28 protein-coding genes are annotated in these 26,834 nt (G+C 57.7%); 10 read left to right on the forward strand and 18 right to left on the reverse strand.

All coding sequences use genetic code 11. The features are described from left to right. The first annotated feature begins 47 nt into the window (after positions 1-47). Entirely contained in the window at positions 48-779 is a 732-nt protein-coding gene (locus tag NW816_RS01780; protein WP_414408038.1) for a glycerophosphoryl diester phosphodiesterase membrane domain-containing protein, read from the forward strand. Between the two features lie 52 nt (positions 780-831). Then, positions 832-1,602, forward strand: a complete 771-nt coding sequence (locus NW816_RS01785) for a glycerophosphoryl diester phosphodiesterase membrane domain-containing protein (protein WP_414408039.1) — start codon at positions 832-834, stop codon at positions 1,600-1,602. A gap of 12 nt (positions 1,603-1,614) precedes the next feature. Here NW816_RS01785 and mnmA read toward each other — a convergent pair whose 3' ends face one another. Both mnmA and NW816_RS01795 read right to left on the reverse strand, forming a co-directional pair. Beyond that, on the reverse strand, positions 1,615-2,727 hold the full coding sequence (gene mnmA / locus NW816_RS01790; RefSeq protein WP_414408040.1) for a tRNA 2-thiouridine(34) synthase MnmA: 1,113 nt from the start codon (positions 2,725-2,727) through the stop codon (positions 1,615-1,617). Positions 2,728-2,829: 102 nt separating this feature from the next. Continuing rightward, positions 2,830-3,567 (reverse strand): HEAT repeat domain-containing protein, encoded by a 738-nt coding sequence (locus tag NW816_RS01795; RefSeq protein WP_414408041.1) that lies wholly within the window; start codon positions 3,565-3,567, stop codon positions 2,830-2,832. 226 nt (positions 3,568-3,793) lie between these two features. Here NW816_RS01795 and NW816_RS01800 point away from each other — a divergent pair, with 226 nt between their 5' ends. Beyond that, complete coding sequence (locus NW816_RS01800; protein WP_414381889.1) at positions 3,794-4,678, forward strand: hypothetical protein; 885 nt, start codon at positions 3,794-3,796, stop codon at positions 4,676-4,678. Positions 4,679-4,899: 221 nt separating this feature from the next. Here NW816_RS01800 and NW816_RS01805 read toward each other — a convergent pair whose 3' ends face one another. Beyond that, positions 4,900-5,487 (reverse strand): hypothetical protein, encoded by a 588-nt coding sequence (locus NW816_RS01805; RefSeq protein ID WP_414329849.1) that lies wholly within the window; start codon positions 5,485-5,487, stop codon positions 4,900-4,902. Positions 5,488-5,794: 307 nt separating this feature from the next. On the opposite strand from NW816_RS01805, the gene NW816_RS01810 reads away from it, so the two are divergent. Continuing rightward, complete coding sequence (locus tag NW816_RS01810; RefSeq protein WP_414408042.1) at positions 5,795-6,736, forward strand: hypothetical protein; 942 nt, start codon at positions 5,795-5,797, stop codon at positions 6,734-6,736. 47 nt (positions 6,737-6,783) lie between these two features. On the opposite strand, the gene NW816_RS01815 is transcribed toward NW816_RS01810, so the two are convergent. The 3 genes from NW816_RS01815 to selD all read right to left on the reverse strand — a co-directional run bounded on the left by NW816_RS01815 (position 6,784) and on the right by selD (position 9,788). Next, positions 6,784-7,920 carry an ABC transporter permease gene (locus tag NW816_RS01815; RefSeq protein ID WP_414408043.1) on the reverse strand — a complete coding sequence of 379 codons (1,137 nt, stop codon included), beginning with the start codon at positions 7,918-7,920 and terminating at the stop codon, positions 6,784-6,786. Positions 7,921-8,091: 171 nt separating this feature from the next. Then, positions 8,092-8,589, reverse strand: a complete 498-nt coding sequence (locus NW816_RS01820; protein WP_414408044.1) for a hypothetical protein — start codon at positions 8,587-8,589, stop codon at positions 8,092-8,094. Positions 8,590-8,720: 131 nt separating this feature from the next. After that, positions 8,721-9,788 (reverse strand): selenide, water dikinase SelD, encoded by a 1,068-nt coding sequence (selD, locus tag NW816_RS01825; RefSeq protein ID WP_414408045.1) that lies wholly within the window; start codon positions 9,786-9,788, stop codon positions 8,721-8,723. A 117-nt stretch (positions 9,789-9,905) separates the two neighbouring features. Between selD and NW816_RS01830 the strand changes: the two genes are divergently transcribed. After that, positions 9,906-13,403, forward strand: coding sequence for a DNA polymerase III subunit alpha (locus NW816_RS01830; RefSeq protein ID WP_414408046.1), 3,498 nt, complete (start codon positions 9,906-9,908; stop codon positions 13,401-13,403). A gap of 37 nt (positions 13,404-13,440) precedes the next feature. On the opposite strand, the gene NW816_RS01835 is transcribed toward NW816_RS01830, so the two are convergent. From NW816_RS01835 to NW816_RS01880, 10 genes are all read right to left on the reverse strand, one after another. Further along, positions 13,441-13,701: a glutaredoxin family protein gene (locus tag NW816_RS01835; RefSeq protein ID WP_414408047.1), complete on the reverse strand. Its 261-nt coding sequence runs from the start codon at positions 13,699-13,701 to the stop codon at positions 13,441-13,443. A gap of 9 nt (positions 13,702-13,710) precedes the next feature. Next, positions 13,711-14,538, reverse strand: coding sequence for a carbon-nitrogen hydrolase family protein (locus NW816_RS01840; RefSeq protein WP_011432809.1), 828 nt, complete (start codon positions 14,536-14,538; stop codon positions 13,711-13,713). Between the two features lie 40 nt (positions 14,539-14,578). Next, positions 14,579-14,800, reverse strand: coding sequence for a DUF2839 domain-containing protein (locus NW816_RS01845; RefSeq protein ID WP_011432808.1), 222 nt, complete (start codon positions 14,798-14,800; stop codon positions 14,579-14,581). A 149-nt stretch (positions 14,801-14,949) separates the two neighbouring features. After that, a complete protein-coding gene (locus NW816_RS01850; RefSeq protein WP_414408048.1) occupies positions 14,950-15,696 on the reverse strand; it encodes an anti-sigma factor domain-containing protein in 747 nt (248 codons plus the stop codon). Continuing rightward, positions 15,693-16,274: a sigma-70 family RNA polymerase sigma factor gene (locus tag NW816_RS01855; protein WP_414408049.1), complete on the reverse strand. Its 582-nt coding sequence runs from the start codon at positions 16,272-16,274 to the stop codon at positions 15,693-15,695. Before NW816_RS01855 ends, NW816_RS01850 begins: the two co-directional genes overlap by 4 nt. A gap of 287 nt (positions 16,275-16,561) precedes the next feature. Then, entirely contained in the window at positions 16,562-17,275 is a 714-nt protein-coding gene (locus NW816_RS01860; RefSeq protein WP_414408050.1) for a DUF4394 domain-containing protein, read from the reverse strand. A gap of 341 nt (positions 17,276-17,616) precedes the next feature. Then, positions 17,617-18,399 carry an ABC transporter permease gene (locus NW816_RS01865; protein ID WP_414349888.1) on the reverse strand — a complete coding sequence of 261 codons (783 nt, stop codon included), beginning with the start codon at positions 18,397-18,399 and terminating at the stop codon, positions 17,617-17,619. A 17-nt stretch (positions 18,400-18,416) separates the two neighbouring features. After that, positions 18,417-19,160 (reverse strand): class I SAM-dependent methyltransferase, encoded by a 744-nt coding sequence (locus NW816_RS01870; RefSeq protein ID WP_414381914.1) that lies wholly within the window; start codon positions 19,158-19,160, stop codon positions 18,417-18,419. A 42-nt stretch (positions 19,161-19,202) separates the two neighbouring features. Continuing rightward, positions 19,203-19,688 carry an FHA domain-containing protein gene (locus NW816_RS01875; protein WP_414408051.1) on the reverse strand — a complete coding sequence of 162 codons (486 nt, stop codon included), beginning with the start codon at positions 19,686-19,688 and terminating at the stop codon, positions 19,203-19,205. 181 nt (positions 19,689-19,869) lie between these two features. Further along, a complete protein-coding gene (locus NW816_RS01880) occupies positions 19,870-21,060 on the reverse strand; it encodes an RNA-guided endonuclease InsQ/TnpB family protein (protein ID WP_414408052.1) in 1,191 nt (396 codons plus the stop codon). 380 nt (positions 21,061-21,440) lie between these two features. Here NW816_RS01880 and NW816_RS01885 point away from each other — a divergent pair, with 380 nt between their 5' ends. Beyond that, positions 21,441-22,121: a DUF3318 domain-containing protein gene (locus NW816_RS01885; protein ID WP_414408053.1), complete on the forward strand. Its 681-nt coding sequence runs from the start codon at positions 21,441-21,443 to the stop codon at positions 22,119-22,121. Positions 22,122-22,125: 4 nt separating this feature from the next. Here NW816_RS01885 and NW816_RS01890 read toward each other — a convergent pair whose 3' ends face one another. Beyond that, entirely contained in the window at positions 22,126-23,079 is a 954-nt protein-coding gene (locus tag NW816_RS01890) for an asparaginase (RefSeq protein ID WP_414408054.1), read from the reverse strand. A 142-nt stretch (positions 23,080-23,221) separates the two neighbouring features. On the opposite strand from NW816_RS01890, the gene NW816_RS01895 reads away from it, so the two are divergent. From NW816_RS01895 to NW816_RS01910, 4 genes are all read left to right on the forward strand, one after another. Then, complete coding sequence (locus NW816_RS01895; RefSeq protein WP_414384297.1) at positions 23,222-24,016, forward strand: sirohydrochlorin chelatase; 795 nt, start codon at positions 23,222-23,224, stop codon at positions 24,014-24,016. Positions 24,017-24,059: 43 nt separating this feature from the next. Next, entirely contained in the window at positions 24,060-24,863 is an 804-nt protein-coding gene (gene cobA / locus NW816_RS01900) for a uroporphyrinogen-III C-methyltransferase (protein ID WP_414408055.1), read from the forward strand. Continuing rightward, positions 24,860-25,648 (forward strand): ABC transporter permease, encoded by a 789-nt coding sequence (locus NW816_RS01905; RefSeq protein WP_414408056.1) that lies wholly within the window; start codon positions 24,860-24,862, stop codon positions 25,646-25,648. Before cobA ends, NW816_RS01905 begins: the two co-directional genes overlap by 4 nt. Before the next feature lie 189 nt (positions 25,649-25,837). Next, a complete protein-coding gene (locus NW816_RS01910) occupies positions 25,838-26,527 on the forward strand; it encodes a response regulator transcription factor (RefSeq protein ID WP_414408057.1) in 690 nt (229 codons plus the stop codon). On the opposite strand, the gene NW816_RS01915 is transcribed toward NW816_RS01910, so the two are convergent. Beyond that, positions 26,513-26,776 carry a sulfiredoxin gene (locus NW816_RS01915; RefSeq protein ID WP_011432677.1) on the reverse strand — a complete coding sequence of 88 codons (264 nt, stop codon included), beginning with the start codon at positions 26,774-26,776 and terminating at the stop codon, positions 26,513-26,515. The two genes, NW816_RS01910 and NW816_RS01915, sit on opposite strands and share 15 nt — an antisense overlap. Positions 26,777-26,834 lie beyond the last annotated feature (58 nt).

Here is a 26,834-nt window from a genome sequence, read left to right on the forward strand (position 1 = left end):
AGACTTTCTTAAGCCTGCTCCCAGAACCAAAGCCGGGATCCCGTGGTATGAAGGGGGTGAACTTGGTCGCCCACGAGGATCCCTCTGTCATGCAAAACGCTACCCTCAGCCCCATCCCGCTCCTGCAGCGGTCATTCGAGATGGCGGGCCCCATCTATGGGCCGCTGCTGATCCTGGCCTCTCCTGGCTTTATCATTCCCATCGTCGCGGAGCTGATCCCGCTTGCCGGGGGGATCCTCAACTTGGCCTATCTGATTGGTGCGCCCATCCTGGCCGGGGCAGCCTTCTGGTTGGTGGATCAGCACTTGAAGCAGCGAACTCCCCCGCTGGGCAACAGCCTGGATCGGGCTGTCTCTAGGGCAGTGCCTCTGGTATTCGGCAGCATTCTGCTGGTGTTGATTGTCTCGCTGGGGATGCTGTTGTTTGTGCTTCCCGGCATCTACTGGGGGATAAGGCTGGCTTTCACGCTCTGCGCGATTGTCCTGGAAGACAAAGGTGCCACAGAAGGGTTGGGCTACAGTTGGAACCTCGTCAGGGGCCGTTGGTGGGGGGTGTTTTGGGCATCTCTGGCAGTTCTGGCTGTGGCCTTGATCTTCGGCATCGCGATCGCGATCCTCGCGATCCTGATTTCGTTTTTTGTTGGGGGGATCCTGGGAGCTACCCTAGGTGCGGCTGTGGTTGGGAATGCTGCCGTCACGGCAGTTGCGCCTATCCTCGATATCTATACAGTGCTCCTGTTCCGATCCCTGCAGCAGTTGCAGGCGCAAGCAGCCTCCTAACTTCAGCTTTTGCACCTGTTTCAGATGAGTTCCGGGATCAAGCCGAAACAGTTTGCCAGTATCCCGTGGTATGAAGGGGGTGAACTTGGTCGCCCACGAGGATCCCTCTGTCATGCAAAACGCTACCCTCAGTCCCATCCGGCTCCTGCAGCGGTCGTTCGAGATGGTAGGCCCCATCTATGGGCCGTTGCTGATCCTGGCCTCTCCCGGCTTCATCATTTCCATCATCGCCGAGCTAATCCCACTTTTCGGGGGAATCCTCAACTTGGCCTATGTCCTGATTGGTGCGCCCATCCTGGCAGGGGCAGCCTTTTGGCTGGTGGATCAGCACTTGAAGCAGCGCACTCCTCCCCTGGGCAACAGTCTGGATCAGGCTGTCTCCAAGGCAGTGCCTCTGATATTCGGCAGCCTCCTGGTGGGGTTGATTTCCTTAGTCGGGATGATGTTATTCGTGCTTCCTGGAATCTACTGGGGAGTAAGGCTGGCTTTCACGCCCTGCGCAATTGTCCTGGAAGACAAAGGCACTACAGAAGGGTTGGGCTACAGTTGGAGCCTCGTCAAGGGCCGCTGGTGGGGAGCGTTTTGGGCACTTCTTATCTTTGGCCTCACGGTGGTTGTGGCATTTCTGGCCGGGAATTTCATCTTTGGCTTCACGGTAGGTGTGATTTCGTCTTCTGACGAGACTTTTGCTGAGAAAATTTTGGAAGTTGTGAGTGTGACTGTGGTTGGGAATGCCGCCGCCACGGCGGTTGCCCCTATCTTGATTGCCTATATGGTGCTTCTCTTTCGATCCCTGCAGCAGGTGCGGGAGTGGGCAGCCTAGTTTGGCTTCCCCTCACCCCTGAGAAGAAGGGCGCTCCAGGATCCCTCCCCCAAGTAGGAGCTCCCCGTGGTACCAGACGGCGGCTTGGCCGGGGGTAACCCCAAACTGGGGCTCGGCAAACTGCAACTTCACCCGCTCAGGAGATTCCGGGATCACCGTGGCAGGCACCGGCGGTGTGCGGTAGCGCACCTGAACCTCTACGGCAAGGGGTTGTGTTGGGGGTGGGATGGAGACCCAGTTTACTTGGCTTACCCACGCTTCAGCCTGGGTGGCTTCCTCTCGTTCTCCAACCACCACGCGGTTGGTAGCTGCCTCGATGCGCACCACGTAAAGCGGACGGGAAGAGGCAATCCCCAACCCCTTGCGCTGGCCCACCGTGTAGTGGTGGATGCCCTCATGGGATCCCAGCACTCGCCCCTGGGTATCGACGATTTCCCCTGGCCTTTGCCCAAGGTACTGATCCAAAAAGCTCCGCATCGAGCCATAGGTTTCAATCAAGCAGAGATCCTGGCTTTCGGGCTTGTCGGCTGTAACCAGCCCGTAGCGGGCAGCCAACTGACGGGTTTGGGCCTTGGTGTACTCGCCCAAGGGGAAGAGGCTATGGGCTAGGTGCTCTTGGCTGAGGTCGTAGAGAAAATAGGACTGATCCTTCTGCCGATCTACCGCCCGCAGGAGTTGGTAACGTCCTAGCCCGGCGTTAAAGCGCACCCGTGCGTAGTGGCCGGTGGCCATCTGCGAGATGCCCAGCTTTTCGCGGGCATAGGCCAGCAACGGGCCGAATTTCACCAGCTTGTTGCATTGGGAGCAGGGCAGGGGAGTAATGCCCTCCGCGTAGCCGGCTACCAGGTAATCGACAATGTTGGCCTGGAACAGCTCGCGGCTATCCACCACATGGTGCGGGATCCCCAGCTGCTCACAAACAGCTGCCGCATCCACCAAGCCTTCGGTACAGCACTGCCCCTTCCCCCTCATGAGCCAGAGGGTGACCCCCTCCACGGCGTAGCCCTGTTCCTGCAAAAGGGCCGCCACCGTAGAGCTATCCACACCCCCAGAAAGGGCCGCCACAATGCGGGGCCGCGACGGGGATGCAACAGGTGAAACCGATGAGTGGGGGCTGATAACCATTGAGACAAGGGATCCTAGGAAAAGAAAGGCTCAGCCGGAAACAGAGGAGGCCTCTCTCTGGGGATTGGGGAACCCGGAACAAGCTGAGCTGGGATCTTTACTTTAGCCTTCCTCAGGGTTGGCTGGCTGGGATCCGGTTTCTGAGATGCCCCTTTGCCGCAAGCGCCGCAGCGAATCCAAAGCAGCCGCCACAACGCTATCGTGGGGATCCCTGGCCAGGTAGTTGAGAGCAGAAACGCTCTTGGGGGAAGGCAAATTGCCCAGCGCTTGGGCCAGCCGCTGCCGCACCAGCCAGTCTTCCGATTGGGCAAACCGCAGGATGTGATCCAGGGCCCGCGGATCCCCCAGTTCTCCCAAAGCTGCGATGGCCGCCTGTTGTAGCAGCTCTTCTGGCCCCTCCAACGCCCGCAGCAGCACGTCGTAAGCCCGCGGATCCTTCAAGTTCCCCAAGGCCACCGCGGCACTGAAGCGCACCAGCCATTCTACATCCTCGTAGAAAGCACGCACTAAAGCTTCAAAAGCCCGCGGATCTTCCAAGTAGCCCAGGGCACCTGCCGCGTCGGCGCGAATGCCGTAGTCCGGGTCTTGGGTGAGGATTTCCAGCAATTTGGGCAGACAGGCGTCCGTTTGCTTGATCCCCAGGGCAAAGACGGCAAAAGAGCGCACCTGCAGGTTCTCATCGTCGATGACCTGCAAAATCAGCGGCACCGCCTGCTCTGCCGGCACATCCCGCAACTGGGCCAAGGCCACCATCCGGTCCGCAGAACGCGGGCTGCGCAAGCGTTGAGCGATCTCCTGTAAACGGGCGGGGTTGGCGGGATCCAAAGCAGAGACAGTCATGGCGTTAACAAATATTTACAATCTTTCTTCAGTATGGCAAACGAGGCTGCGCTTGGACAGAGGCCGTCTTTGTCTGGCCCGGTCGGGATCTCTGGGGACATGGTGCCACTGTTTCGATCGACAAATCCTAGCACTGTTGTCGAGAAAAGCAGGTTGACTTGGCCCCATCACGAAGATTTTGGATATTTTGGTGGAGAGGATACGAGGCTCTCTCCCGGTGGTCTCTATGCTGAAATCGCTGCCTGCTCGCCCATTGTCCTGCTTTCTTGTAGCCGGCCTGCTGTTGGCAGGGGGCGTTGCGTTTTTGGCCCCCCGTTGGTTCCCGGCTCTGGCCAACGAACAGGCTGTTCCTGAGGCCGAACTGGCGCTTCGGCCCCTCTTGCCTCCGGGATCCCGGATCCTCAGCTCGCGGCGATTGAGCGACACAGAAGCGGAAATTTGGGTGGAGTCTCGGGGGGGAACCAGCCCTGTGATCATGCGGCTGAATGCTGCAGGGACTTGGGAACAGGATATGAGCGCCACCTTGGCCCGCGGAGCCAGCCAGATGCAAGCTCTCGCCCGGCAACAAACGGTGAACTTGCCTGCCGGCTTTGGCCAGACCGCCCCCGATCAACCCCCGCCGCCGGTGCCCTCCCTTCTGCAGGCTACCCAAGCTGCCTCTAGCCTGATCCCGCCAGTGGATCGAGAGCAGGAAACCCAGCGGGCCTTGAGTGGGGCTGGCCGTGTGGATCCCTTTGTGCCCCAGAACATTCGCGCTCCTGAACCGCAGATTGTCCTGCCGCCCCTGCCTCCACCTCCGGTTTTGCCCCCTCCTGGCAGCGGCAATGGCGCCCCTGTAGCCGTGGCTACCCCGATCCCAACGCCTACCCCTGACCCAGCTGCGTTTGCCCGCAGTGTACAGGTTTCCGGGATGATACAGATTGGCGGCGAGTCCTTTGCTCTGGTTTCTGGCCCAGGTGTCATTCCCGCTGTGGTGCAGGCCGGGCAAAACTACCAAACCGCCAAGGTGGCCGGAGTATCGGTGCCAGAGCGACGGGTTGTGCTCTCCGAAGGGGGAGAAACGGTCGTGAAGCAAATGGAAGACACCAGCGTGATTGTAGGTGCGCCCTAGCTTCAGCAGCAGCAAGACACCGACGGTAGAACGGGCTTATTCCAAGTAGCAGCCAACTAGCAGTAAAACAGTTGGCTGGCTTGATTCCCAACTCCCCCTTCCAGAGGGGCCGGGGGCAAGGGTCAGAGGCTACTTGAACGGGCTCGGAACAACCCTAGTTGGAAGATAGGAGTTGCCAGATCTCCAGATCCCGAGATCTTGGCGGCAAGGCCGAGAAGACTTCAAAAGCGGGGTTCGCTGCTGAGGCGGGAGGGCTGCTGTTTTAGGTAGCGCAAAAACTCCCGCAGCTCGGCGTCGCTTAGTTGGTGGCGAGATTTCTTCTGAAAGCGACGTTCCAAAAACTCTTGTCCTTCCTTGCGGCCCCAGCCAATGCGCTGCATCTCCACATCCGTTTGGGCAATGATGTCCGATAGGTCATCCCCATAGGCCGCCGGCTCACTTAGACCGGGCAGCTCTGGGGAACTTGGCTTTGCAGGGATCCCTATCGACTCAGGGGCTGGAGAAGCAGGGGAAGACTGAGCGTGTCCGTTGGCCAACTCAGGAGTTGGCAGATAAGGCACCCTGGCGGCAGCAGAATCCATGCCCAAACTCAAAGAGGAAGTGGGGCGACCAAATCCTGCGTGGTGGAGGGCGCGCTTCAAGGCAGCATCTTCCGCCTCTTCGACGGTGTTCGAGCCAGCCATGCCACTGCCCAAAACCGTGTTGTTCACCACCACCTGGGCTCTGACGATGTAGATCCCTTCTTCCACCCGCAACAGATCGGTGAGCAAGCTGCCCATGGGGTACCGCTCTCGAAAGTCTTGGATCATGTTGGCGTCAGAACCTGTTGCTGCTGAAGCTCTGACTACAAGCTAGCCCGAAAGTTAACTTGGCATCCAGATCTCAATCCAATCCCACCCTCAATATCGACATTGAATTGATATAAAGCGAGAGATCTCAACAAGAGGGAGTTGTCCGAGCAGATAACATCCCGGCTGGTGAGGGTATGCTATGGCCAAGGAATCCAGTTATATTAAGCAAGCGTCAACCCACGTGGCTGGCTTGGAAAACCTGAATTATCAGCAGCTCAGCCTTGACTCTTAGCTCTATTGTCGGCGCCAAGACAGATGGGGGACTATGGCCAGCGATACCATCGGGGTCAGCTCAGCGAGTTTGGGACGGGCAGCCATTCGAGAGCGCAACTACGGCACTGCTTTGCAGTTGCTCCGGCGAGCTTATCGTGCGGATCCCAGCCCAGAGAATGCCCGTTGGCTGGCCACTGCCTATGAAGAAGCGGGTTACCTGCAATTGGCCGCTCTGTACCGAGAATTGGCCCAAGAGCGCAGGGAGACTCCCAAAGCGATTCAATTTCAAGCCCCCAAACCTCCCGGCATCCTTGAAGAGCTGAAACAGCCACCGCCTGAACCGCCGGATCGCAAGACCATTCCCTTGCCGCAGCCGATCCCACGCCCAACCCCACCCGCATCTCCTCCGGATCAGCCAATTTGGGTTTACAAGCCCACCCCCATCGATCCCAAAAGCATCAGCCGCCAAGCGCCCCTTCGACCTCAAGCTGCAGAGCCTGCCCCTTCCCCTCAACCATCGGCGAAGAGGGACGACTATCTGCCGGTTCAGCACGCCCCGGATTTGAAAAACCCGCAGCAGGGATCCCCCTTTGTGCGGCGACTGAACCAACTGCATCGCCAGTTTAAGGATCAGCCCACAGCGGAACTGGCGCTACAACTGGCGGAAGCCTACGACGAGCAAAAGAACTTTAAAGAGGCCCAGCGCTACTACCGAGAGGTTTTGGATCTGGATGACTCTTGGCTGTTACGACCGATGGTGCAAGAGCGCCTAGAAGAGCTGCGGCAACTGCAGGAGCCAACAGCCGAACAGAATCCTTGGGCAGATCTCTCAGCCCAAAACTTGCTCAAGCTAGGAGAAAAGTTGGAACAGGAAGGGGAAGTGGCTCGTGCCGAGCAAGTTTACCGGCAGATCCTGAAAATGGATGCCACCCTGGATGTCCATGCTAAGGCTCGCAAGGGTCTAAACCGGCTCTATCCCGACGGAAAGCGGTGATTTGCAGGCCACTCCATTCCCCTCACTCGGCGCAATGGGGAAGCAGCTCACCCTTCCCGAGGATCGAGGGCGTCCCGCAAACCATCCCCCAGCAGGTTAAAGGATAGAGAGGTCAGCACCACCATCAAAGTGGGGGCCAGCACCAGCCAGGGCTGTAGGATGATCACCGAAGCGTTGGTGGCCAGCGAGAGCATGTTGCCCCAAGAGGCATCCGGCTGTTGGATCCCCAACCCGATGAGGCTCAGCACCGACTCTGCCGCAATGTAGCCGGGCACCGCCAAGGTTGCCGAGATCACCACATAAGTAGCTGTCTGGGGCAAAATATGCCGCACCAGCAGATACAGGGATCCCGCCCCGGCCACCCGCGCTGCCTGCACAAAGTCCCGCTCTCGCAAGGACAGCACCTGCCCGCGAATCACTCTGGCTAGGCCCGCCCAACCGACAAAAGAGAGGATCACCACAATCACCAAGAAGCGCTCGGCATTGCTGAAGGGCACCCCGGTCAGCGGATTTACCTGCAACACCGCTGCCAGCGACACCAGCAGATACAGCGTCGGAATCGACATCAACACCTCTGCCAAGCGCATCAGGAGCGTATCCACCCAGCCCCCAAAGTAGCCGGATATGGCTCCCACCAGCAGGCCAATGGGGAAAGAGATGCCAATGCCCACCAAGCCGATAAACAGGCTGACGCGCCCACCATAGACCAAGCGACTGAAATAGTCTCGACCTTGATCATCGGTGCCCAGCAGGTGTAGCCGTGCCACAGAGGGCTCTTCGCCGATTGGGGATCCCACCTGTCCCTCTTCTGCAACAGGCCGCAGCGGGACGGTGCCGAACAGATGCCGATTGGAGGGGATCAACCCCAACCAACGGTAGGGAGTACCGACCACAAACAAGCGGATCCCGGCGGGACGGCTGGTATCCACCAAGAGCGGGCGTTCTCCCGTTTCCAGATCCACCGGCCCCTGGCGGGTTGGATAAACGTGGGGCCCAATCCAAGCGCCCGATTCATCCCAAAAGTGAATGGCGGTGGGCGGCAGAAGGGATCCCCCCGGCTGCGATTCCAGCGGGCTGTAGGGGGCAACAAACTCGGCAAAAATGGCGCAGGCGTAGAAAACAAGGAGAATGTAAGCTCCTACTTGGGCCCATCGGTTTTGGCGAAGCCGTTTCCACCACTGCATGAGGCAAAGATTCCGGTCGAGTCCAGTTGAACCAACTGCCAACGCAAATTGGCTTTCAGTGTAGCTGATCGTGTCTCGTTCCCGTTGCAGAGAGGGGCTAGAGGTGAGGGCCGGCAGCCTGTCACCGATTCCCATCAGCAGGACGAGTTCCTTCCCCAGTCCAAGACAAGCTCAGCCTGCCAAGGAATAGCTGGGGCTGTAGAGGGCCATCATCTCCATCCGCACCGCAGCAACCGTCTGGGGCAGCACTCCCACCAGCCGCGCCAAAATGTCATCTGGCAATTGGCTGACCAAATCCGCAGAGAAAAATTCCTCTAAGCTAAAGAGCAAAACCCGCGCCCGCTGGGCCGGCAAAGGATTGTCGGTGATTTGCTGCAGCCAACGCATCCAGTGCAGTCGCTTGGCATAGGCATTTTGCCGCTCTTGGTGGTCTTGCGGATGCAGCAAAACCACATCCCCAATGGGGACAACGCCGCCGGACTCCACATCCAATGGCCCCCCCACCGCAGCGCCTGGCCCGGCAAACTCGGCATGAAACGTCTTGCAGATGATCAGGGCGTTGTGCCGCTGGGGATCCACCATCAGCAATTGCCCACTGCTGAGGGTTCGAATCAGCTGGCCAGGCTCAACTCGCTGAACCAGACTACGGCTGGGGGGAAGCTCGCTCATAGATTTTAGGATATCTCAACCTTCCCTTGCCTCACATGGGATCTTTAACTTTCTCAGAGCTGCTTGACGCAATCTTCATATTGAGCCCTCTATCGAGACTTTGTGTTGCGAGCATTGCCAGAGGGTCTTCGTCAGGCTGCCGCTGGGCTGAGGCTGATCTTGCCGGTAACATGGATCCTGGTGTCTCCAGCTTGGCATCGGCCAATGCGACGGGCGTAGGGGTAGCCGGCACTGTGCAGCTCTTGCAAGAGGTCTGAGGTGTAGCCGGGATCCACCGCCACCAGCAAGCCCCCGCTGGTTTGGGGATCTGCCAGCAGCAGTTGCTGCCACTCGGGCAGGGATTCTGCCTGTACCCCCTCATAGCCCTGCCAATTGCGACGAGCCGCTCCTGGAAAGATCCCCGCCTCTGCCAGCGAGAGCGCTTCTGCCAAAAACGGAATGGAAGCCAGATCCAAACTGGCCCCCACCCCCGAGCCGCGACAGACTTCCAGCAAGTGTCCCACCAGGCCAAACCCTGTTACATCCGTCATAGCGTGAACTTGCGGTCGCCGAGCCAGTTGCGAGCCGATGCGATTCAGCTGGGTCATCACCTGCAAAACTTCCGCGTAGCCTGCCGCACTGAGCTGACCCTTTTTCAGAGCGGTGGTCATCACCCCGATCCCCAGCGGCTTGGTCAGGATCAGATCGTCCCCAGGTTGGGCCGTGGCATTGCGGCGAATGTGGTGTGGATGGGCCAAACCTGCTGCCACCAAGCCGAAGATGGGCTCCGGCGAATCGATGGAGTGCCCCCCTGCCAAAGGGATCCCGGCTTCTTGGCAAACCTGGATCCCTCCGGCCATGATCCCTTGGATGGCCTGCATCGGCAGGGTATTGACCGGCATGCCCAAAACCGCCAAAGCCAGAATGGGAGTGCCCCCCATCGCGTAGACATCGGAAAGGGCATTGGTCGCCGCGATCCGACCAAAATCCACCGGCTCATCCACAATCGGCATGAAGAAGTCGGTGGTCAAAATTAGGGCTTGGTGGTCGTTTAGTTGATAGACAGCCGCATCATCGCTGGTTTCAGCTCCCACCAACAAAGCCGGATTTGGGGATAGCAGGGGCACATCCTTAAGAATTTGTTGCAGCAGGGCCGGGGCAATTTTACAGCCGCAGCCACCGCCGTGGGAGTACTGGGTGAGGCGAATGGGAGCATCCATAGATTCAAGAAAAGGGAAAAAACATCAGCTGACTTTACTGTAGCGGCATCTGCAGGCAGTCGAGAAATGGACACGCTGAGTTAAGGTTAAAGGGATCCCACTATCCATAGCGTTGCCATGTCTTTTGTTCCTTTGCATCTCCACAGCGAATACAGCCTCTTGGATGGCGCCAGCCAATTGCCGCGTCTGATCGAGCAGGTGGTCGCTATGGGTTTGCCGGGGCTGGCCCTGACGGATCACGGTGTCATGTATGGGGCGTTAGAGCTGGTGAAACTGTGTAAAAGCAAAGGGATTACTCCAATCATCGGCAATGAAATGTACGTGATCAACGGCGATATCCGCGATAAAAGCCGCAAGTACCCCAAGTATCACCAGGTGGTTCTGGCCAAAAACACCCAGGGCTACAAAAACTTGGTAAAGCTGACCACCATTTCTCATCTACACGGCATTCAAGGCAAAGGGATTTTCTCTCGCCCCTGCATTAACAAAGAGTATTTGGTGCAATACAAAGAAGGGTTGATCGTCACCAGTGGCTGCTTGGCAGGAGAAGTGCCTCAGGCTATTTTGCAGCGGCGGCCAGAAATTGCCCGTGAAGTTGCCGCTTGGTATCAAGAGCAGTTTGGGGATGATTATTACATCGAGATTCAGGATCACGGCTATCAAGAAGATCGCTTTGTCAATGTGCAGTTGGTGCGCATCGCCCGCGAATTGGGGATCCCGATCATCCTCACCAACGATAGCCATTTTATTTCCTGCTGGGATGTAGAGGCCCACGATGCGCTGCTCTGCATTCAAACAGGCAAATCCCTTACTGAAAAAAATCGCCTTCGCTACACCGGAACCGAATACCTGAAAAGCCCAGAAGAGATGCGCCGTCTCTGCCGTGACCATTTGGAACAGGAGGTGATTGACGAGGCCATCGCCAACACCCTGAAGGTGCTGGAAAAGATCGAGGGCTATGACCTATTTGGGGAAATGCGCATGCCCGACTACCCGGTTCCACCGGGCCATTCTGCCGATAGCTATCTCACAGAATTAGCCTGGCAGGGGCTGGCGAAGCGCTGCGGTGTTGCTCAGCCGGATCAGATCCCCCAAAACTACCAGGAGCGCCTGCGCTTTGAGCTGAACATCATCCAACAAAAGGGCTTCTCCAGCTATTTCCTGGTGGTCTGGGACTACGTTCGCTATGCCCGCGAGCAGGGGATCCCGGTGGGGCCGGGGCGAGGCTCGGCAGCAGGATCCCTGGTGGCCTATGCCCTACAAATTACCAACATTGACCCGGTTAAATACGGCCTACTGTTTGAGCGATTTCTCAATCCAGAACGTCAATCGATGCCGGATATCGATACGGATTTTTGCATCGAGCGGCGGGGAGAGCTGATCGACTATGTGACCCGCAAATACGGCCAAGAGCGAGTCGCCCAGATCATCACCTTTAACCGCATGACCTCTAAAGCCATTCTCAAAGATGTCGGTCGAGTCTTAGACATTCCCTACTCAGAAGCCGACAAAATGGCGAAATTGATCCCGGTATCCCGAGGCAAGCCCGCAAAATTGGAAGAGATGATTGGCGAGGATACTCCCGCTCCAGAGTTCAAAGAAAAATACGAGAAAGACCCAACCACCCACCGCTGGATCGAGCTGGCACGTTTGTTGGAGGGCACCAACAAAACCTTCGGGGTTCACGCTGCCGGTGTGGTGATTGCTAAGGATCCCTTAGATGAGATCGTGCCCCTACAATATAACAACGAAGGCCAGATCATCACCCAGTACTCGATGGAAGATATCGAGTCTTTGGGCTTGTTAAAAATGGACTTTTTGGGGCTGCGCAACCTGACGATGATTCAGCGGGCGGTGGAACTGATTCGAGAACACAATGGCGTCAACATAGATCTGGATAACCTGCCCCTAGATGACAAGAAAACCTATCAACTGCTGGAAAAGGGAGAGCTGGAAGGGATCTTCCAACTGGAGTCTTCTGGCATGAAGCAGGTGGTGCGGGAGCTCAAACCTTCCAACCTGGAAGATATTTCTTCAGTATTGGCCTTGTACCGGCCAGGCCCATTGGATACGGGAATGATCCCCGACTTTATCGATCGCAAGCACGGTCGCAAACCGGTAACCTATGCCCACGAACTCCTCAAGCCCATTCTTCAGGATACCTACGGAGCCATCCTCTACCAGGAACAGATCATGCGCATTGCCCAAGACATGGCCGGATACACCTTAGGCCAAGCCGATCTGCTGCGGCGAGCGATGGGGAAAAAGAAAGTCTCCGAGATGGAGAAACACCGCGAGCAATTTGTGCAGGGGGCAGCCAAGCGGGGTGTAAGCCAAGAAGTTGCCACAGAATTGTTTGATCAAATGGTTGCTTTTGCCGAGTATTGCTTCAATAAATCGCATTCTACTGCCTATGGGTTGATTACTTTTCAAACAGCTTACCTCAAGGCCAATTACCCAACGGAATATATGGCAGCCTTGCTCTCTTCTGTGGGGGGAGATCAGGACAAGGTACAGCGCTACATTACCTATTGCTTGTCAATTGGGATCCAAATTCAGCCGCCGGATATCAACCGTTCTGGAATGGACTTTACTCCCCAGGGATCCAGCATTTTGTTTGGTCTGGGGGCAGTGAAGAATGTAGGGGAGGGGGCCATTCAAAACATTTTGGCTGCCCGTCAAGCTGATGGCCCCTTCACCTCTCTGGCGGATTTTTGCCAGCGGGTGGATCTGCGCATTGTTAACCGTCGTGCCCTGGAGGCCCTGATTTGTGCGGGCGCTTTTGATTGTATTTCTGGAAATCGTAAACAACTAATTGCCGATTTGGATCCCATCCTCAGTTGGGCAGCGCAGCGAGCCAAGTCCAAAGCCATCGGCCAAGCCAGCTTGTTCGATCTACTGGGGAGCAATAGCAGCGCCGGCAATGGATTTGTGGAGGCTCCGCGTGGGCCGGCTACTGAAGATTTTCCACCCCAGGAAAAGTTGAGGCTAGAACGGGAGCTGCTGGGGTTTTATGTCTCGGATCATCCGCTGCGGCGCATTCAGGAGCAAGCGCGGCTGCTGGCCCCTGTAAACCTAGCTGACTTGGGCGGCTGCGCAGCCGATGCCTCTGTGGGCGTTCTCGCCCTGGTGACTGCCATTAAAAATGTCACAACCAAGAAAGGGGATCGCATGGCCATTTTGCAACTGGAAGATCTCACCGGCAGTTGTGAAGCGGTGATCTTTCCCAAAACCTACGAACGTTTGCGAGGTCGCCTGGAGGTGGATCAACGGCTGTGGGTCTGGGCCAAAGTGGATCAGCGGGATGAACAGGTGCAACTGATTGTGGAAGATTTACAACCGATTGAATCTGTTAGTTGGGTAACGGTGGAGATCCCTCTCGACTCTGCTGGGACACTGGAGGATCGATACCGTTTACAGACGCTAATCGCTCGCCAACGCTCGGAAATTAAAGAAGAAAATCGCATTCCTGTCGTGGCTGCCATCACCGCCCATCCCCATACCCTTTGGGTGAGAATGGGATCCCAATTTTGGGTTAACAATGCCCAAGCCGCCGTTGAAGCCCTGCGTCAAGCCGGCTACACCGCCCGCAGCGAATCGCTGCTCTCTCCATAGGCATGGCAGAGAAAGCTCCGGCAGCAGCAGGAGAAATTCAACGGAGCTGTTTCTCAAGCCAAGCCCGCAACTGGCTCACCGTCAGCCGAGGGGAAGGACGTGGCAAAGGTCGCTCGGGATCCCCTGCCAGGGTGAGCACGGGAACTTCCAGTTGGTATTGCTCCCACCAACTCGGGTTGGAGGTGATGTCGCGGATTTCCAACAGGGTGATCTCAGGGATCTGCCGCAACTTCTCCACCAAGCTCTCGCAGAGGTGGCAGCCGGGTTTGCTGTAGAGAATCAGGGGGGGCCAAGGCACAGCGGATCCCTAGCGGGTGACGGTGCAGGCCAGCCGACGGTGTTGTAGGGAAGGCATCTGCCGCCTGACCAACTGGAAACGCTCTGGGTTAATTTCAGCAATGGCCACCCCCGGTTTTTCGCCACCCGCATCCGCCAAGATAGTCCCCCAGGGGTCCACGATCATGGCATGGCCGTGACACTGTCGCCGCTCGTAGTGGGTGCCCACCTGGGCGGGGGCTATCACGTAACAGGTGTTCTCAATGGCCCGGCATTGCAGCAAAACCTGCCAGTGATCCCGACCCGTGTAGGCCGTGAAGGCGGCAGGGATGAGCAAAATCTGGGCTCCGCGATCCACCAGGGATCGGTACAGCTCTGGAAAGCGTACGTCGTAGCAGACCGACAAACCGAGGTTCCCCAGTTGCTCTTGCTCGCAGGTGACCACCTCATCTCCGCTGACCACCGTGTTCGACTCGCGGTAGGTATTGCCGTCGGGCAGATTGACATCGAACAGGTGGATTTTGCGATAGCGGGCCAGCTCTTTGCCGTCAGGGCTGTAGAGGGCAGCGGTATTGTAAACTTTGCCCTGCCCGTCCGGCACAGGATACCCTCCTCCCAAAATAAATACCTGGTAACGCTGGGCCATCTTGGCCAAAAACTCCTCCGCCCGCTCCGCAATCTCAGGAGCAAGGCGGGCTTTCTCGGCTTCCGGCCCCATGAAGGCAAAGTTTTCTGGTAGCGTCACCAGCTCGCATCCCTGGCGCACTGCAAAGTCGATCCACTCTTCCGCCTGCTGCAAGTTGCTGGCCAGATCGGGAATGCTGGTCATTTGAATGGCGGCTGCCAGATAAGAGCGCATAGACGGAAACTCCAAAGGATGCTAAAGGGGATCCGGCCGGCTAGCCGACCAGATGCCACCAGCCCAAGGCAGGCCCCACAAATCGGATCACAACCCAAACAATCGCCAGCAGAATAATGCCTGCCCAAGCACCACGGGTTGTCCAATTGTAGATCGCGCGAGCTTGCCCTTTGGTGAGGGGAATGTCTTTGAGGTTGGGAAACACCAGCTCTTGGTCGGGATCTTGGCTGATGCGGGTTTTACGGCGCTTTGCTTCGCCCATGGGGTAGCCTCCGAGTTCTTCGCCGGGTGGCGACTTTTATCTTAAGGTTTTCTGTCTGGGTCACAAGACTGGGTGGATATCAATCTGCATAATAATCGCCTATTTACGCCATCAGGCCACGCCAATCCATGGGCCTGCCGATGCTTTCCCTAGCCGGAAATCCACAAGGGGGATCCTTCGTGCTCTTGGGGACGCTCGCTGTCCTCTTCGCTAATGGCCACAGCCCGCACCCATTCTGCAGATTCAAACACCGGCGGTAGGCGCAGCTCCTGTTGGCGGTTTCCTGTTTCATCCACCGGAAAAGCTGCCATGAGGATGGCCCCCGCACTATCGGTGGTGAAGGGCGCCTCAGGATCCACCACCACCCACAGGGCATAGACCCGGCCTTCCGGCAGAGGTGGCAAACCTTGGGCCACCAATCGCCCTTGCAAGCGCTGGGGATCCACCTCAAGCCTGACCGAGCCGGTTAGGTTCTCCGCAGTCGGCTGCAACTCATAAGTCAACACCTCGGCAGGGATCCCTTGAGTCTGGGCTAGCTGCAGCCTGCGCCACAGGTAGAGGTTCCCCAGCCCCAAAGCGACGATCAAGCCTGCGGCCACTGCCCCCAAGCCCCGCTGCCAGAGACGGGATCCCTTGGCAACCCAGGTGGGGGTGTGCATCGGTTGGGCTGCCTGCGCCTGCAACAGAGAAGCCCGCAGGGTAGGGGGGGGTTGCTTTTCCTCTATACCGTAGGCTGTCTCCAATGCCTGTTGCAAAGCCTGCAGTTCTCGGTGCAGCTCCGGGCGCAGCTTGAGCAATGCCTCCAGCCGGTCGGCCTCTTCCGGGGAGAGATCCCCCAGCACATAGCCTGCCAGCCACAGTTGCAGTTCTTCGGGAGACACAGATTCGGCTTTCATGAGGGGCCTCCCAACAACTCGCGCAGCCGCAGCAAACCCCGCCGGGCTCTGGCTTTGACCGTTCCCAAAGGCAGATCCAGTTGCTTGGCAATTTCCGTTTGGCTCATGCCTTCGTAATAGGCCATCTTCAAGACTTGCCGCTGACTTTCGGACAACTCGGCCAAAGCCGTTTGCACCTCAACCACCTGCTCTGCTTGAGCCAACTGCTCCAAGGCGGGATCCGCAGCAGGGTTGCCCTGTAATTCCACTCTGCCCCGTTCCAAGGAACGCTGTCGACTCCGCCAAGAGCGCAGCCGATCCAAACAGCGAGAGCGGGCCAAGATGCTCAGGTAGGTGCGCAGGGATCCCCGCCTGGGATCGAAGGCAGAACGGGCCAAGTTCAAAAAAATATCTTGGGTGAGATCTTCGGCTTCGGCAGTGTTGCCCAGCATTTTGCAGGCAATTCCGTACACCAAGCCGGCATGTCGGTCGTAGAGAATGGCCAGAGCTTGTGACCGGCCTGCTTTTAGGGCTGCAAACACCTCTGCATCGGTTTTTTCCTGCAGGGATCCCTCAGCTTTGTCGCCCTCGATCTTCATGAGCGGGAAGAGGAAACGGGATGGAAGAGAGAGAGAAACTGCAGAGGCACAAGCATCGCCCAGGACAACCCAAGCAGGGCAGCGGCTTTCATAATTTATCGTCTGCATAGGCGAAGGTCAACCCTGACTTGTGGGGAAATAGAAGGCCCAATCCTGAGCTGGGATCGGGCCACGCAAGGGATCAACTGCGGCAATGATTTCAAAAAGTTGATCCAAACCCATGAATTCAAAATGTTGATTAACGCTGATGAATCTTGATTTAGATAGGCAAATAGGAATCGGTCTTCCTAGAGGGCAGCCAAGCCAAAGAACGGCCCACCCGGCAGCGTGCCCAGGGATGTGGCACGACCGGTGTTGAGGTCAATTCGATACAAGGTGGAGCCGCCGATGGCAAAGCCGGTATCCACCCCATCAGCAGTACGGATGTCAAACCCGCCCACAGGGCCGAAGTTCACCCCCAGGGGGCCAATGGGCACCTGAACCCCATCGTTGGGGGGATTCTGCAACACCAGCAGGTTCCGTTGCCCGTCGATGTTCAGCAGCCGCGTGGATTGGGCACCCGCCACATTGTTGGTGTAGGCGGCGGCGGTGATGGCCGGCTGGGATCCCTGTAGTTCCATTGGGCCAAAGGCCAAAGGTCTATCTTGGATCACTTCGCCCGTATCCACATTGATGCGGAAGTTCTGGCCATTGGCTCCCACCAAGCGCAGCCGATCCGGAACAGGGTTGAAATCCATGCCAGAAAGCGTGCCCGCGGTGAAGGGAACCGACAGAGTGCTGGCCACGGTAGCGACACCGGTCTGCAAGTTGATGGTGTAAAGGATGCTGGTGTCGGTCAGCCCGTAAAGCAGCCGGTTGGCAGGGCGCACATCGATACCAATGAGGTTGCCGTTCACTCCTGTTACCGTCAGGGATCCCTGCACAAAGGCATCGGCAGAGCGGATGAAAGTGAGGCGATTGCCGCCGCTCAAAGCCACCAAATCCGCTTGGAAAGGCATCATCGAAGACGAAGTGCTGCTGCCACAGCCCAAGAGAGCAAAACTGCCGGCTATCACAGATGCTGCTACAAAGCTTGTGTGTTTGTGCATTGAACAGGCTCCTCAAAAGATCGACAGACCATCAAAACCACTGACAGACAAGCCCCCCTAAACCACAGAGCCTGTGGCTGCAAAGCGCTGCAGTGAAAACTTTTTTGCCCTCAACCCAGAGAACTCTGCGATTCCCTCTGCCTTGTACTGAAGGCAGTTGTTCTCCGCGATGTCGGCGCGTGGGGCGCGTCTGTAGAAATTACTCAACTCCTGGAAACTCGGATGCGTGGGATCCAAGCTTTTTGGCCCAGACTTTAACTGGAAGCGCTGGTGTAAAAGCGCAGGGCAAAGCGCCAGAAGAGATGGGATCCCCACAACAGCCCTGCCGCCAGCAGAGCGGATCCCAGCAGCCACGGCCATTGGGCTCGCCCCAGCAGGGTCTCCGCCGGGATGGTGGTCAGGAAAGCCACCGGCACGACGAAGGTGAAAAACACGCGGTAGGCCACCGGATAGGCCACTATCGGAAATCGTCCTGCCTCTACTAGGCCCCGCAGCACCTCGGTGACGTTGTAGATTTTGACAAACCAAATGCTGGTGGCTCCCAACATAAACCAGAGGCTGTAGAGGATGATCAGCCCCAGCAGCAGAGGCAGCAGCCCCAGAGCATAGGCCCAAGCAGGCAAATGGAGCTGGATCCCGGCGTAGAGAATCAGCAACAGGCCAAAGCCGATATCCACCAGGCCCCAGGGGGAAAACACCCTGGCCGACAGCCAAAACTGGCTGCTTATTGGCTTTAGCAAAACAAAATCCAAGGTGCCTTCCTGCACCTGCTGCACAATGCGATTGAGGTTGACGTTAAAGAGACTGGCCGACACCCCCTGCAGAATGGTGAACACCCCCAACACGATGAGGGCTTCCGGCCAACTCCAACCGCCCAGCCGGTGCCCCTGCTGGTAAAACAACGACAGCCCAAACAGAGCGGATCCCAAGCCACCCAGACTGCTGAGGCTGGCAAAGAAAAAATTGGCACGGTACTCCATTTCTGCCGCGATTGAGGTGCTCCAAAACAGCCACAGTATCCGCAAATAGCGCAGCACCTTGGTTTTCTCCAATCTCAGCTTTTATCCCACTTGCGGTAACAGCGGGCGGTAATGAAATAGGGGTGAAACACCTCCAAAAAACAGCTTTGCAGCACCTGAAAGAATTGCTCTACCTTTTGCGGGTCGTCCAGGTGAAAAGGAAACTCGCCGTTAAACCCCTTGAAAAAGTACCAGTTGATCAAAAGCTTACCTGACGGCTTGAGCCAGTCGTAAAACTGCCGCAACTGCGCTGCCGGATCCGCCAGATGTTCCACCACATCGAAGCAGATGACCGTGTCAAAAAAGATCTCTTCTGGGAAGTTTTCTGGACAGTGGATGCGCTCGGTTAAGCCCAGCTTTTCCGCCCGCCGTTGCACAAACTGCCGATGGATGGGGTTGATATCCCAGAAGATCACCTGATCCACCGCTGCGCAGAGGGCCGCCCCGATAGCATGGGTACCGATGCCGCCGCCAAAATCCAACACCAACCCGCGGGCATGATCCGCCACCAGGCGTAAGGTATCGCCGATGTAGTCGGTGCTGCTCAGGTGCCAAGCCGCCAAATCCAGCAGATAGGCGGATCTCACCTGATCCCGATAAAACGCATCTGCCCGATCCCAGCCAAAGTCTCGCCGGCCCAACTCCGCCAATTGCTGCTGCCCTGCCCGCAGTTTCTCCCGCAGATCGGCAGCCCCAAGGCCCAGGAAGGATCCCAGATGGGCTTCTAGGTCAAAGGCATTTTGCCAGTAGCCGCTCAGAGCAGGTGGGATGGGGGGCACAGCAATCAGAGCTCGATCATCTGCTGAATTCGGGGCAGGGAATCAGGCGGCGGTAAAGTCGCCGTTTTTTTTCGGGATCTCTTCCGAGGTTTTCTTCTGGGATCCCAGCAGGGCCCTGTGGTCGCCGGGGGATAAAGGCTTTAACAGACCGGCCAGGGTTTCGGGAGTGAGGCGGTCGGTGCTCTCCACAATTGCCGTCACATTCGGGCCAAAGCCTATCTTATCCAACAACTCAAGGCGATGGGACAAAACCCGTTTCCCATTGACGAATAGGCCGTTGGTGCTGCGGCCAGATCCAGAGCCGCCATCGAACACCACATAGCCATATCCAACCCGGTTCTCATCGGGAATGCGGATGATCAACGCATGCTTGCGAGAGACGCAAGGGTCGTAAAGGCGAATGTGGTTGTTCACTGCCCGGCCTACCGAGTAGTAAATGTTGTCCAGGACAACACCGCGCCGACCCATCTGATCGGTGAAGATCAAGACCGGGTGAGCAGGGTTGGGTTGGGCAGCAGAAGCGTTCATGCTATGGGTGCGCTCGGCGTGGTTGAGGTGTTGGAAACGGCAGCCCAAGGACGGCCAGGCAACGAAGCTGCAGTTAACCCCAGAATGAGGACTTCCCCCTCTTATCGCCCGCCATCGGCTCAAATCATACACCACCATCTTATTTGACATTCTCCCCCGCCTGAAGCCGGGGGATTCTTTCTCAGGTTGCAGAATGACTCCTGCTTACTGAGCTACACCGGGTATGGGGTCGAAACCTCAACCCGATGGGGGATGCCATCACCCCAACTACTGGGACATCAAACTGCCCCAGATACTTTCGTCTCAGATTTACCGACCCTACGCCGTCGCGGTGAAACCGAAAGCCACAAGCCCGGCAATGATACTCCCTACCCCTGGGCTTGTGGAGCATGTGGCAACGCGGGCACTTCTGCGAGGTGTACCGCTCCTCTTGCAACACCACCCACATCCCCAACCGCTCTGCCTTGTAGGTGAGCAGCCACCGCACCTGTCCCGACAGCATTTGGTGGATTTTCTGGTTCGCTACCTTGTTGTACTTGGCTGACTGCCGGATGTTTCGGATGTCACCAATCACAACCGTCTGCACGCCTCTTGCTTGGAGCGTGGAGACAAGCCTAGTCGTTTGCTTGTGTAGAATGTCCGCAACTTGTTTTTGTAACTTAGCTAGCTGGTTCTGCCGAGAACGAACTAACCGCTTCCAGCGCTGCGAGCCTCTCTTCTTGCGAGCCATTAGCCTGGAGAGCTTGCCCTTCAGCTTGTTCTGATAACGCCTTTGGGAACGCAGCAACCGCCCGTTAGCTATAAAAGTTGCCCGACCGTCGTGAGCAGTAGCTAAATGCACTTCCCCTAAATCGACACCTGCTACTTCCCCAGCCTTTGCCGTTACTTCCCCTTCCGGCCTACTTAACTCGTAGCAGGCCCGCAACTCGTACTGCTTGCCGTCCCAGCCGATTTCTACCTGCACCGGTGTATCCCATGCCCAAGGAATAACCACAGGCGGGTTGGTCTTGCCGTTGGAAAGAACTAACTTCCCACCCCGAACCCTAATGGCAGAGGACTTCCAGATGACCTTGAAGTAGCGCCGCCGTCTTTTGGGGGGCTTGGCGTTGGGATCCGTTTTACGACGCTTGTACCAAGACTTCAGAGAAGCAAAGAAACTTTGTACCACTGCATCGGCACTATGGGCGTGAAGTTCGTTTCCACTACTGTTGGGAAACCAGCGCATCAAACTCGAGGGTTTTAACCACAAGCCTTTCTTGCGTGCCACTCGCCAAAAGAAAACCAAGGTCTTGGAGTATAGCTCGCCCGCGGCTAAAGCCAGATGCTGCAGTTGCTCTGAAAACCCCAACTTTAGCTTCCGAGCAAAATACATCGGAAACCCTACTCGTGCTAGCCGGATTTTAGCAAAAAGCCGCCCTACTCGCGTCAGCGGGCCGTAGGCCCCAGGGCGGGGCTTGAACCCAGTTTTTTGGTCAACTCATACCGACAGCGTCCTCTACTTCCCCTGCCTCTCAAGGGCAGAAAGGCCCAAAAGATGGGCGCGTTGCAAAAATGACAACTGATCCAGAACAAGCTGGTCTGGTTTTTACAGTCAATTCAGTTGAGGGTGAGACGGCATTACAGGTGAGATGGCATGGACGCAGACCTCAAATCGCAAAAGGCTTTCTTGGAGCTAGCCTGCAAGGAAGGCTAGGATCCTTATACTATGGGGGTAATGATCTCCAGCCGCTCCTTTAACCGCACCGTGCCAGCATGTATACCATTTCCGACTTTGACCGCCTGATCCAGTTTCTCCCGGTGGAGATCCGCCCTGAAGTGCAGATCGAGATCGGCACCCCCGACCAGTCTCGGATTGTGCAGCCGCTGTGGCGCTTTCCCTGGCAGAAATACTCTCGCTTCGCCATTGACCTCAGCCGTTGGCAGAAGCTGAGCCCTGACCAGCAGAAGATCTACTTCCTGCGAGAAGCGGTGATGGCCACAGAGCTGGCTTTGGGGGATAACTGGTCGGCGTTGTTGCTGTATCCCGCCTTGATCGGGGCCGGCAGCATGGGCATTTTGGTAGAGCTGCAGATGGGAGATAACCTCGGCGTTGGCTTAGCAGCAGGCTTGGCCGCGTCAGCGGTGTTTCTGTTGCGCAAAGCGGAGAAGGGCCAGAAGGCCCAGGTAGCAGCCGACGAGTTTGCCGTGCGCTATGCCTCCCAGAATGGCTACACCTCCGAGCAAGCTGCTGCTATCTTGCTGAGCGCGCTGCAGCAGGTGGCCATCCTCGAAGATCGCGTCAAGAACGACTACGACACCACCATGCGCCGCCGCAACCTGGAGTTCTTGGCGCAGCGGGGTTTGGGATCCGGCACCTTGACCATCAATCCTAAGTACCGCAACAAAGGCCAGAGCTCCAACCCCAATCCTTACCAAAACCCCTTCCAGCGCTGAGTCTTCAAGGCATGCGCAGTTCCCCTTCTACTTCTAGGCGGGTGTAGGGGCCGACGTTGAGGAAGCGCTCCCCCAGCATCTCGGCGGCGGCAGGTTGGATCCAGCCCATGCGCTGCAGCAGGTGCAAAGCCAGGGCATACTTGGCCCGTGCAGCTCCATCCTGAACCTTGATGGCCAGGCCCATGCCTTCCCCCACCCGGCCAATGCACTGGATCCCTTCAGCACCCGATTTGCTCACCAGATCCCCTTGAGTGGCCCGCATCAATTCCGTGTCGAAACACCCCTGTCCGGCCACCATCTCCGGGTGATGGGTCATGGCCCGTGCTACCGATTCCAAGTCGGGCCGCTCGCCAGCAGTCAGTTGGGCGAATAGGGAGGCCAGGTGGTTCAGTTGCAATTGGTAGGTGGGCACCCCACAGTCATCCCGCGCAAACAAAAACTCCTCCGAGGGCATTTGCAGCAAATCCGCCAACTTGGCCCGCACCAGCGCTTGCACCGGATGCTGCCGCTGGGCGTAGTCTGACAAGGTCCAGTTTTGGGCGCGGCTGGCCACCAGCATGCCAGCATGTTTGCCGGAGCAGTTGTGGCACAGGGGGCTGGGCTTGCCGGGTGGGGTGGGGCAGACCAGCAAATCGGGAGACAGATCGGCCCGCCACAGTATACTGAACACCTGCCGCGCATGAGCCGTGGTGCCCTGATGGGATCCGCACATGATGGCAATATCTTTCTCGCTGAGGCGGTAGCGCTCGCGGATGCCGGTGGAGAGCATGGCCAGCGCTTGGAAAGGCTTGAGGGCAGAACGGGCAAAGACGGGGGTGGTGCTGTTGCCGGCCATGGCCAGAGAACGCCCGCGGCTATCGGCCACGACAGCTTGGCAATGATGGATAGATTCGGTCAACCCCTCCCGCAAGACATGGATTAAGAGTTCAGGGGCGGTGGAACGATTCTCAAATGACATGAAAACCTGGGAAAGGGCTGACGAAGCTGGGAAAGAGGGTGTGTACTCTTCAAATCATACGCGCAGATCCTACGCGAGAAGTTGGCGGGATCCCCTAAAGTAGCAAAATGGAACCCTTCCGCTCGGAGCCCTGACCTCTGCCATGTCCTCCAATCCCCTGGTGTTTTTGGTCTGTCACGGCAGCCGGGATCCCGATTATCAGCAGGCTTTGGCAGATTTGTTGGCCCGGGTGCAGCAGCAGCTGGCTCCCCAGCCGGTGGAGCTGGCCCAGTTGGAAGGTCAGCCTCTCACCCTGGCCGAACAGATTCAAGGACGGCTGGCAGCTTGGCTGGGCGCAGGCCGATCTCCCGATCAAGTGGTGCTGCTGTCGCTGTTTATGGGCGAGGGATCCCATGTGGAAGAGGATTTACCGGCTGCGGTGAAGCAGGTTCAAGCTCGCTGGCCGCGCCTGCCCATCCGGTTAACACCCCCCATTGGCCAGCACCCGGCCCTCCTGGATCTGTTGGTGGCTCGCATTCTGGCTCCACAGCCCTCTTGCTCTGCAACGCTCAGGCAATCCGGCGAACGGGCAGATGCCTGGATTGTGCTTGGCCATGGCAGCCGTCTGCCGGGGTTTGCCGCCCAGCTCCAAGCAGGGATCCAAACTGTGCAACGGCGCTTGCCCGAGATCCCCTTGCATGTGGCTTTTGCTGCCCAGTCCCCCACTTTGGAGGCGGCTGTGATCCATTGCTTACGCCTCAGCCAATACCGCCTGCGGGTGCTGCCGTTTTTTCTCTTTCCAGGCGGTCTGCTGCGCGCCCTACAAGAACAGGCTCAGCGATTACAGCGGGAATGGCCTCTGCTCCAAATCCAGGTGGAGCCGCCCCTCTGGCGGGATCCTCAACTGATGCAGGCCATTGTGGAGACACTCCAGGCTTTTAGCCCGGCGCTGGAATAGCCGAATCTTTCCCGTTCCCTCAAAATGGATATTTCCAACAGCAATGACGCGACCAGGACTTGAGATGGGCAAAGTGTATTTGGTGGGGGCAGGGCCTGGGGATCCAGGGCTGCTGACGGTGAAGGGGAAGGCGCTGCTCGCCCACGCGGATGTGGTCATCCACGATGCCCTGGTGGGAGCCCCCATCTTGGATCTGATCCCGCCGACGGCAGAACGGATCTATGCTGGCAAACACTGCGGCGCTCACACCTTGCCCCAGGAGCAGATCACAGCCTTGCTGATGGAGAAAGCTCGGACGGCAGCCGTGGTGGTGCGGCTCAAAGGGGGGGATCCCTTCATCTTTGGGCGAGGCGGCGAGGAGATGTTGGCTCTGGTGCAGGCCGGGATCCCAGTGGAGGTGGTGCCGGGCATTACGGCGGGCATTGCCGCCAGCGCCTATGCCGGGATCCCTCTCACCCATCGCGACCTCAGCTCCTCAGTTGCTTTTGTTACCGGACATGAGGCGGCAGGGAAATACCGCCCTCAGGTCAATTGGCGGGCTTTGGCCGGGGCGGTGGAAACCCTGGTGATCTACATGGGCATGCACAACCTCAGCCACATTGCCGCTGAATTGTTGGCCGGAGGGAAAGCTCCCGACACCCCAGTTGCCCTGATCCGCTGGGGCACCACCCCTGAGCAAGAGATTCATCTGCTCCGCCTGCAGACTCTGGCTGGGCAGCCCTCGCCCGTAGCACCGCCTTCAATTGTTGTGGTGGGAGCGGTGGTCAGCCTGGCCAGCTTGTTGCCCACTTTGCGTCCGCCAGTCTCGTATTGCTCCGCAGCGCTTGCGCAACCGGAATCTCCATGAACGCCTTCTTTCGCAAGTTGGGTGCCCTCTTCTCCGCCTACTACGCCTACATGCTGGAGTACCGGGCCGAGCTGATCCTGTGGGTGTTGGCCGGATCCCTGCCCCTGATCATGATGGGGGTGTGGAGCGAGGCAGCCCGCTCAGGAGACTTCTCGCTGTCTGCTCTGGAGTTCATCCGCTACTTTCTGGCGGTGTTCCTGGTGCGCCAGTTCACCATCGTCTGGGTCATCTGGGACTTTGAGCGAGAGGTGGTCGAAGGCAAATTATCTCCTCGCCTGTTGCAGCCTCTGGATCCCGCTTGGCACCATGTGGCCAGCCACCTGATGGAGCGCTTGGCCCGTCTCCCCTTTACCCTGGTTTTAATCGCCCTTTTCTTCGTCCTCTACCCCCCTGCCTTTTGGATCCCCTCTTGGGCCCAGGCGGGGCTGGGATCCCTGGCCATTCTCCTAGCTTTTGCCCTGCGCTTTCTCATGCAGTACACCCTGGCGCTGCTGGCCTTTTGGGTGGAACGGGTGACGGCCTTGGAGCAGTTCCATTTTTTGGTGTACTTGTTTTTCTCGGGGGTGATCGCTCCTCTGGAGGTGTTCCCACCACCCGTGCGCCAGGTCTTGGCCTGGACACCCTTCCCCTACCTGGTGCATTTTCCCGCCAGCCTCTGGGCAGGGATCCCGGTGGATATTCTGGGCGGCTTTGGCATGGGCCTGGCCTGGACGGGCCTGCTCTGGCTGGCTAACCGCTGGTTGTGGCGCAAAGGCTTGCAACAGTACTCGGGAATGGGAACTTAGAGGGCCAGGTTCAGTCCCTCATTTCACAGCTACCGTAGTCTTCAGCTTTCAACCAGGCCACCCTTGAAACCACTATCATGGGTTCAGTCTCCGTAGCCAAATGACGAATCCTGTCCGTCTCCCTAAAATAGCGACAGATAACGGGTAATAGCGCTTTACCCTTTTCCTTGACAGCCTCCTCGGGTTCTCATGAAGCGTGTACTGGTCGTAGATGACGATCCCCTCTCCCTGAAGGTGCTGAGCCGCCACCTGACTCAGCATGGCTATCGGGTTTGTACAGGCGCTTCGGGTGTAGAAGGGTTGCGTCTGTTTGCCCAAGAGCAGCCGGATGTGGTGGTTTCAGATGTGGTGATGCCGGAAATGGACGGCTTCGAGTTTTGCCGACAACTGCGCCAACAGCGCGGCGGCGAGCTCGTCCCCTTCATTTTTCTCTCTTCGCGGGGAGAGATCGATGACCGGGTTCAGGGCTATGAGCGGGGGGCGGATGACTACATCATCAAGCCCTTTGAACCCCTGGAACTGGTGGCCAAAATCGAGGCCCAGATTGAACGCTCCCGCCGCACCCAATCGGAAATTTTGCGGCTAATCCAACAGCAGTCCCAGCCAAAACCCGAAGCGGCCCCCCGCCCCACCCCACCCGAATTGCCTCTGACCCCTGCTGAGGAGCGGGTCTTTCGGGAAGTCATTCGCGGCTTCACCAACAAGCAAATCGGCGAGAAGCTGTTCATCAGCCCGCGCACTGTGCAAACTCACCTGACCAACATCCTCAGCAAGCTCTCTCTGGAAAATCGCTCGCAACTGGTGCGTTTTGCCTACGAACGGGGCTACACCGCCGGAGAGGAGCCGGGCCAGAAGGGATCCCTTTCAGGCCAGGTGTAGCCTCAAAACAGCACGTGGCGCTTTTCGCACCCGGCAGGGAATCCGCTCCTTGCCCAAGCGGACAAATGCCTCGTAGCGATGGCAGCCGGAGAACCCATAATACTCCCCTTCCACTTCCAAAACCTCAATGGGCTCCTGTAGGCCGACTGCTTCAATGGAAGCCATCAGCGCCTGCACCTTATCCGGATCCGTTTGCCGCGGCAAAGGGCGGCGAATTTGGGCAAGGGGAATCTCGCGAATCTGCGCCATGTTGAACTTTCTCCCTAAGCAAGCTACTTAATCATACTCGTTATGACTTTGCTCTATC

This window comes from Synechococcus sp. W55.1, from assembly GCF_047461655.1.
Lineage (GTDB): Bacteria > Cyanobacteriota > Cyanobacteriia > Thermostichales > Thermostichaceae > Thermostichus.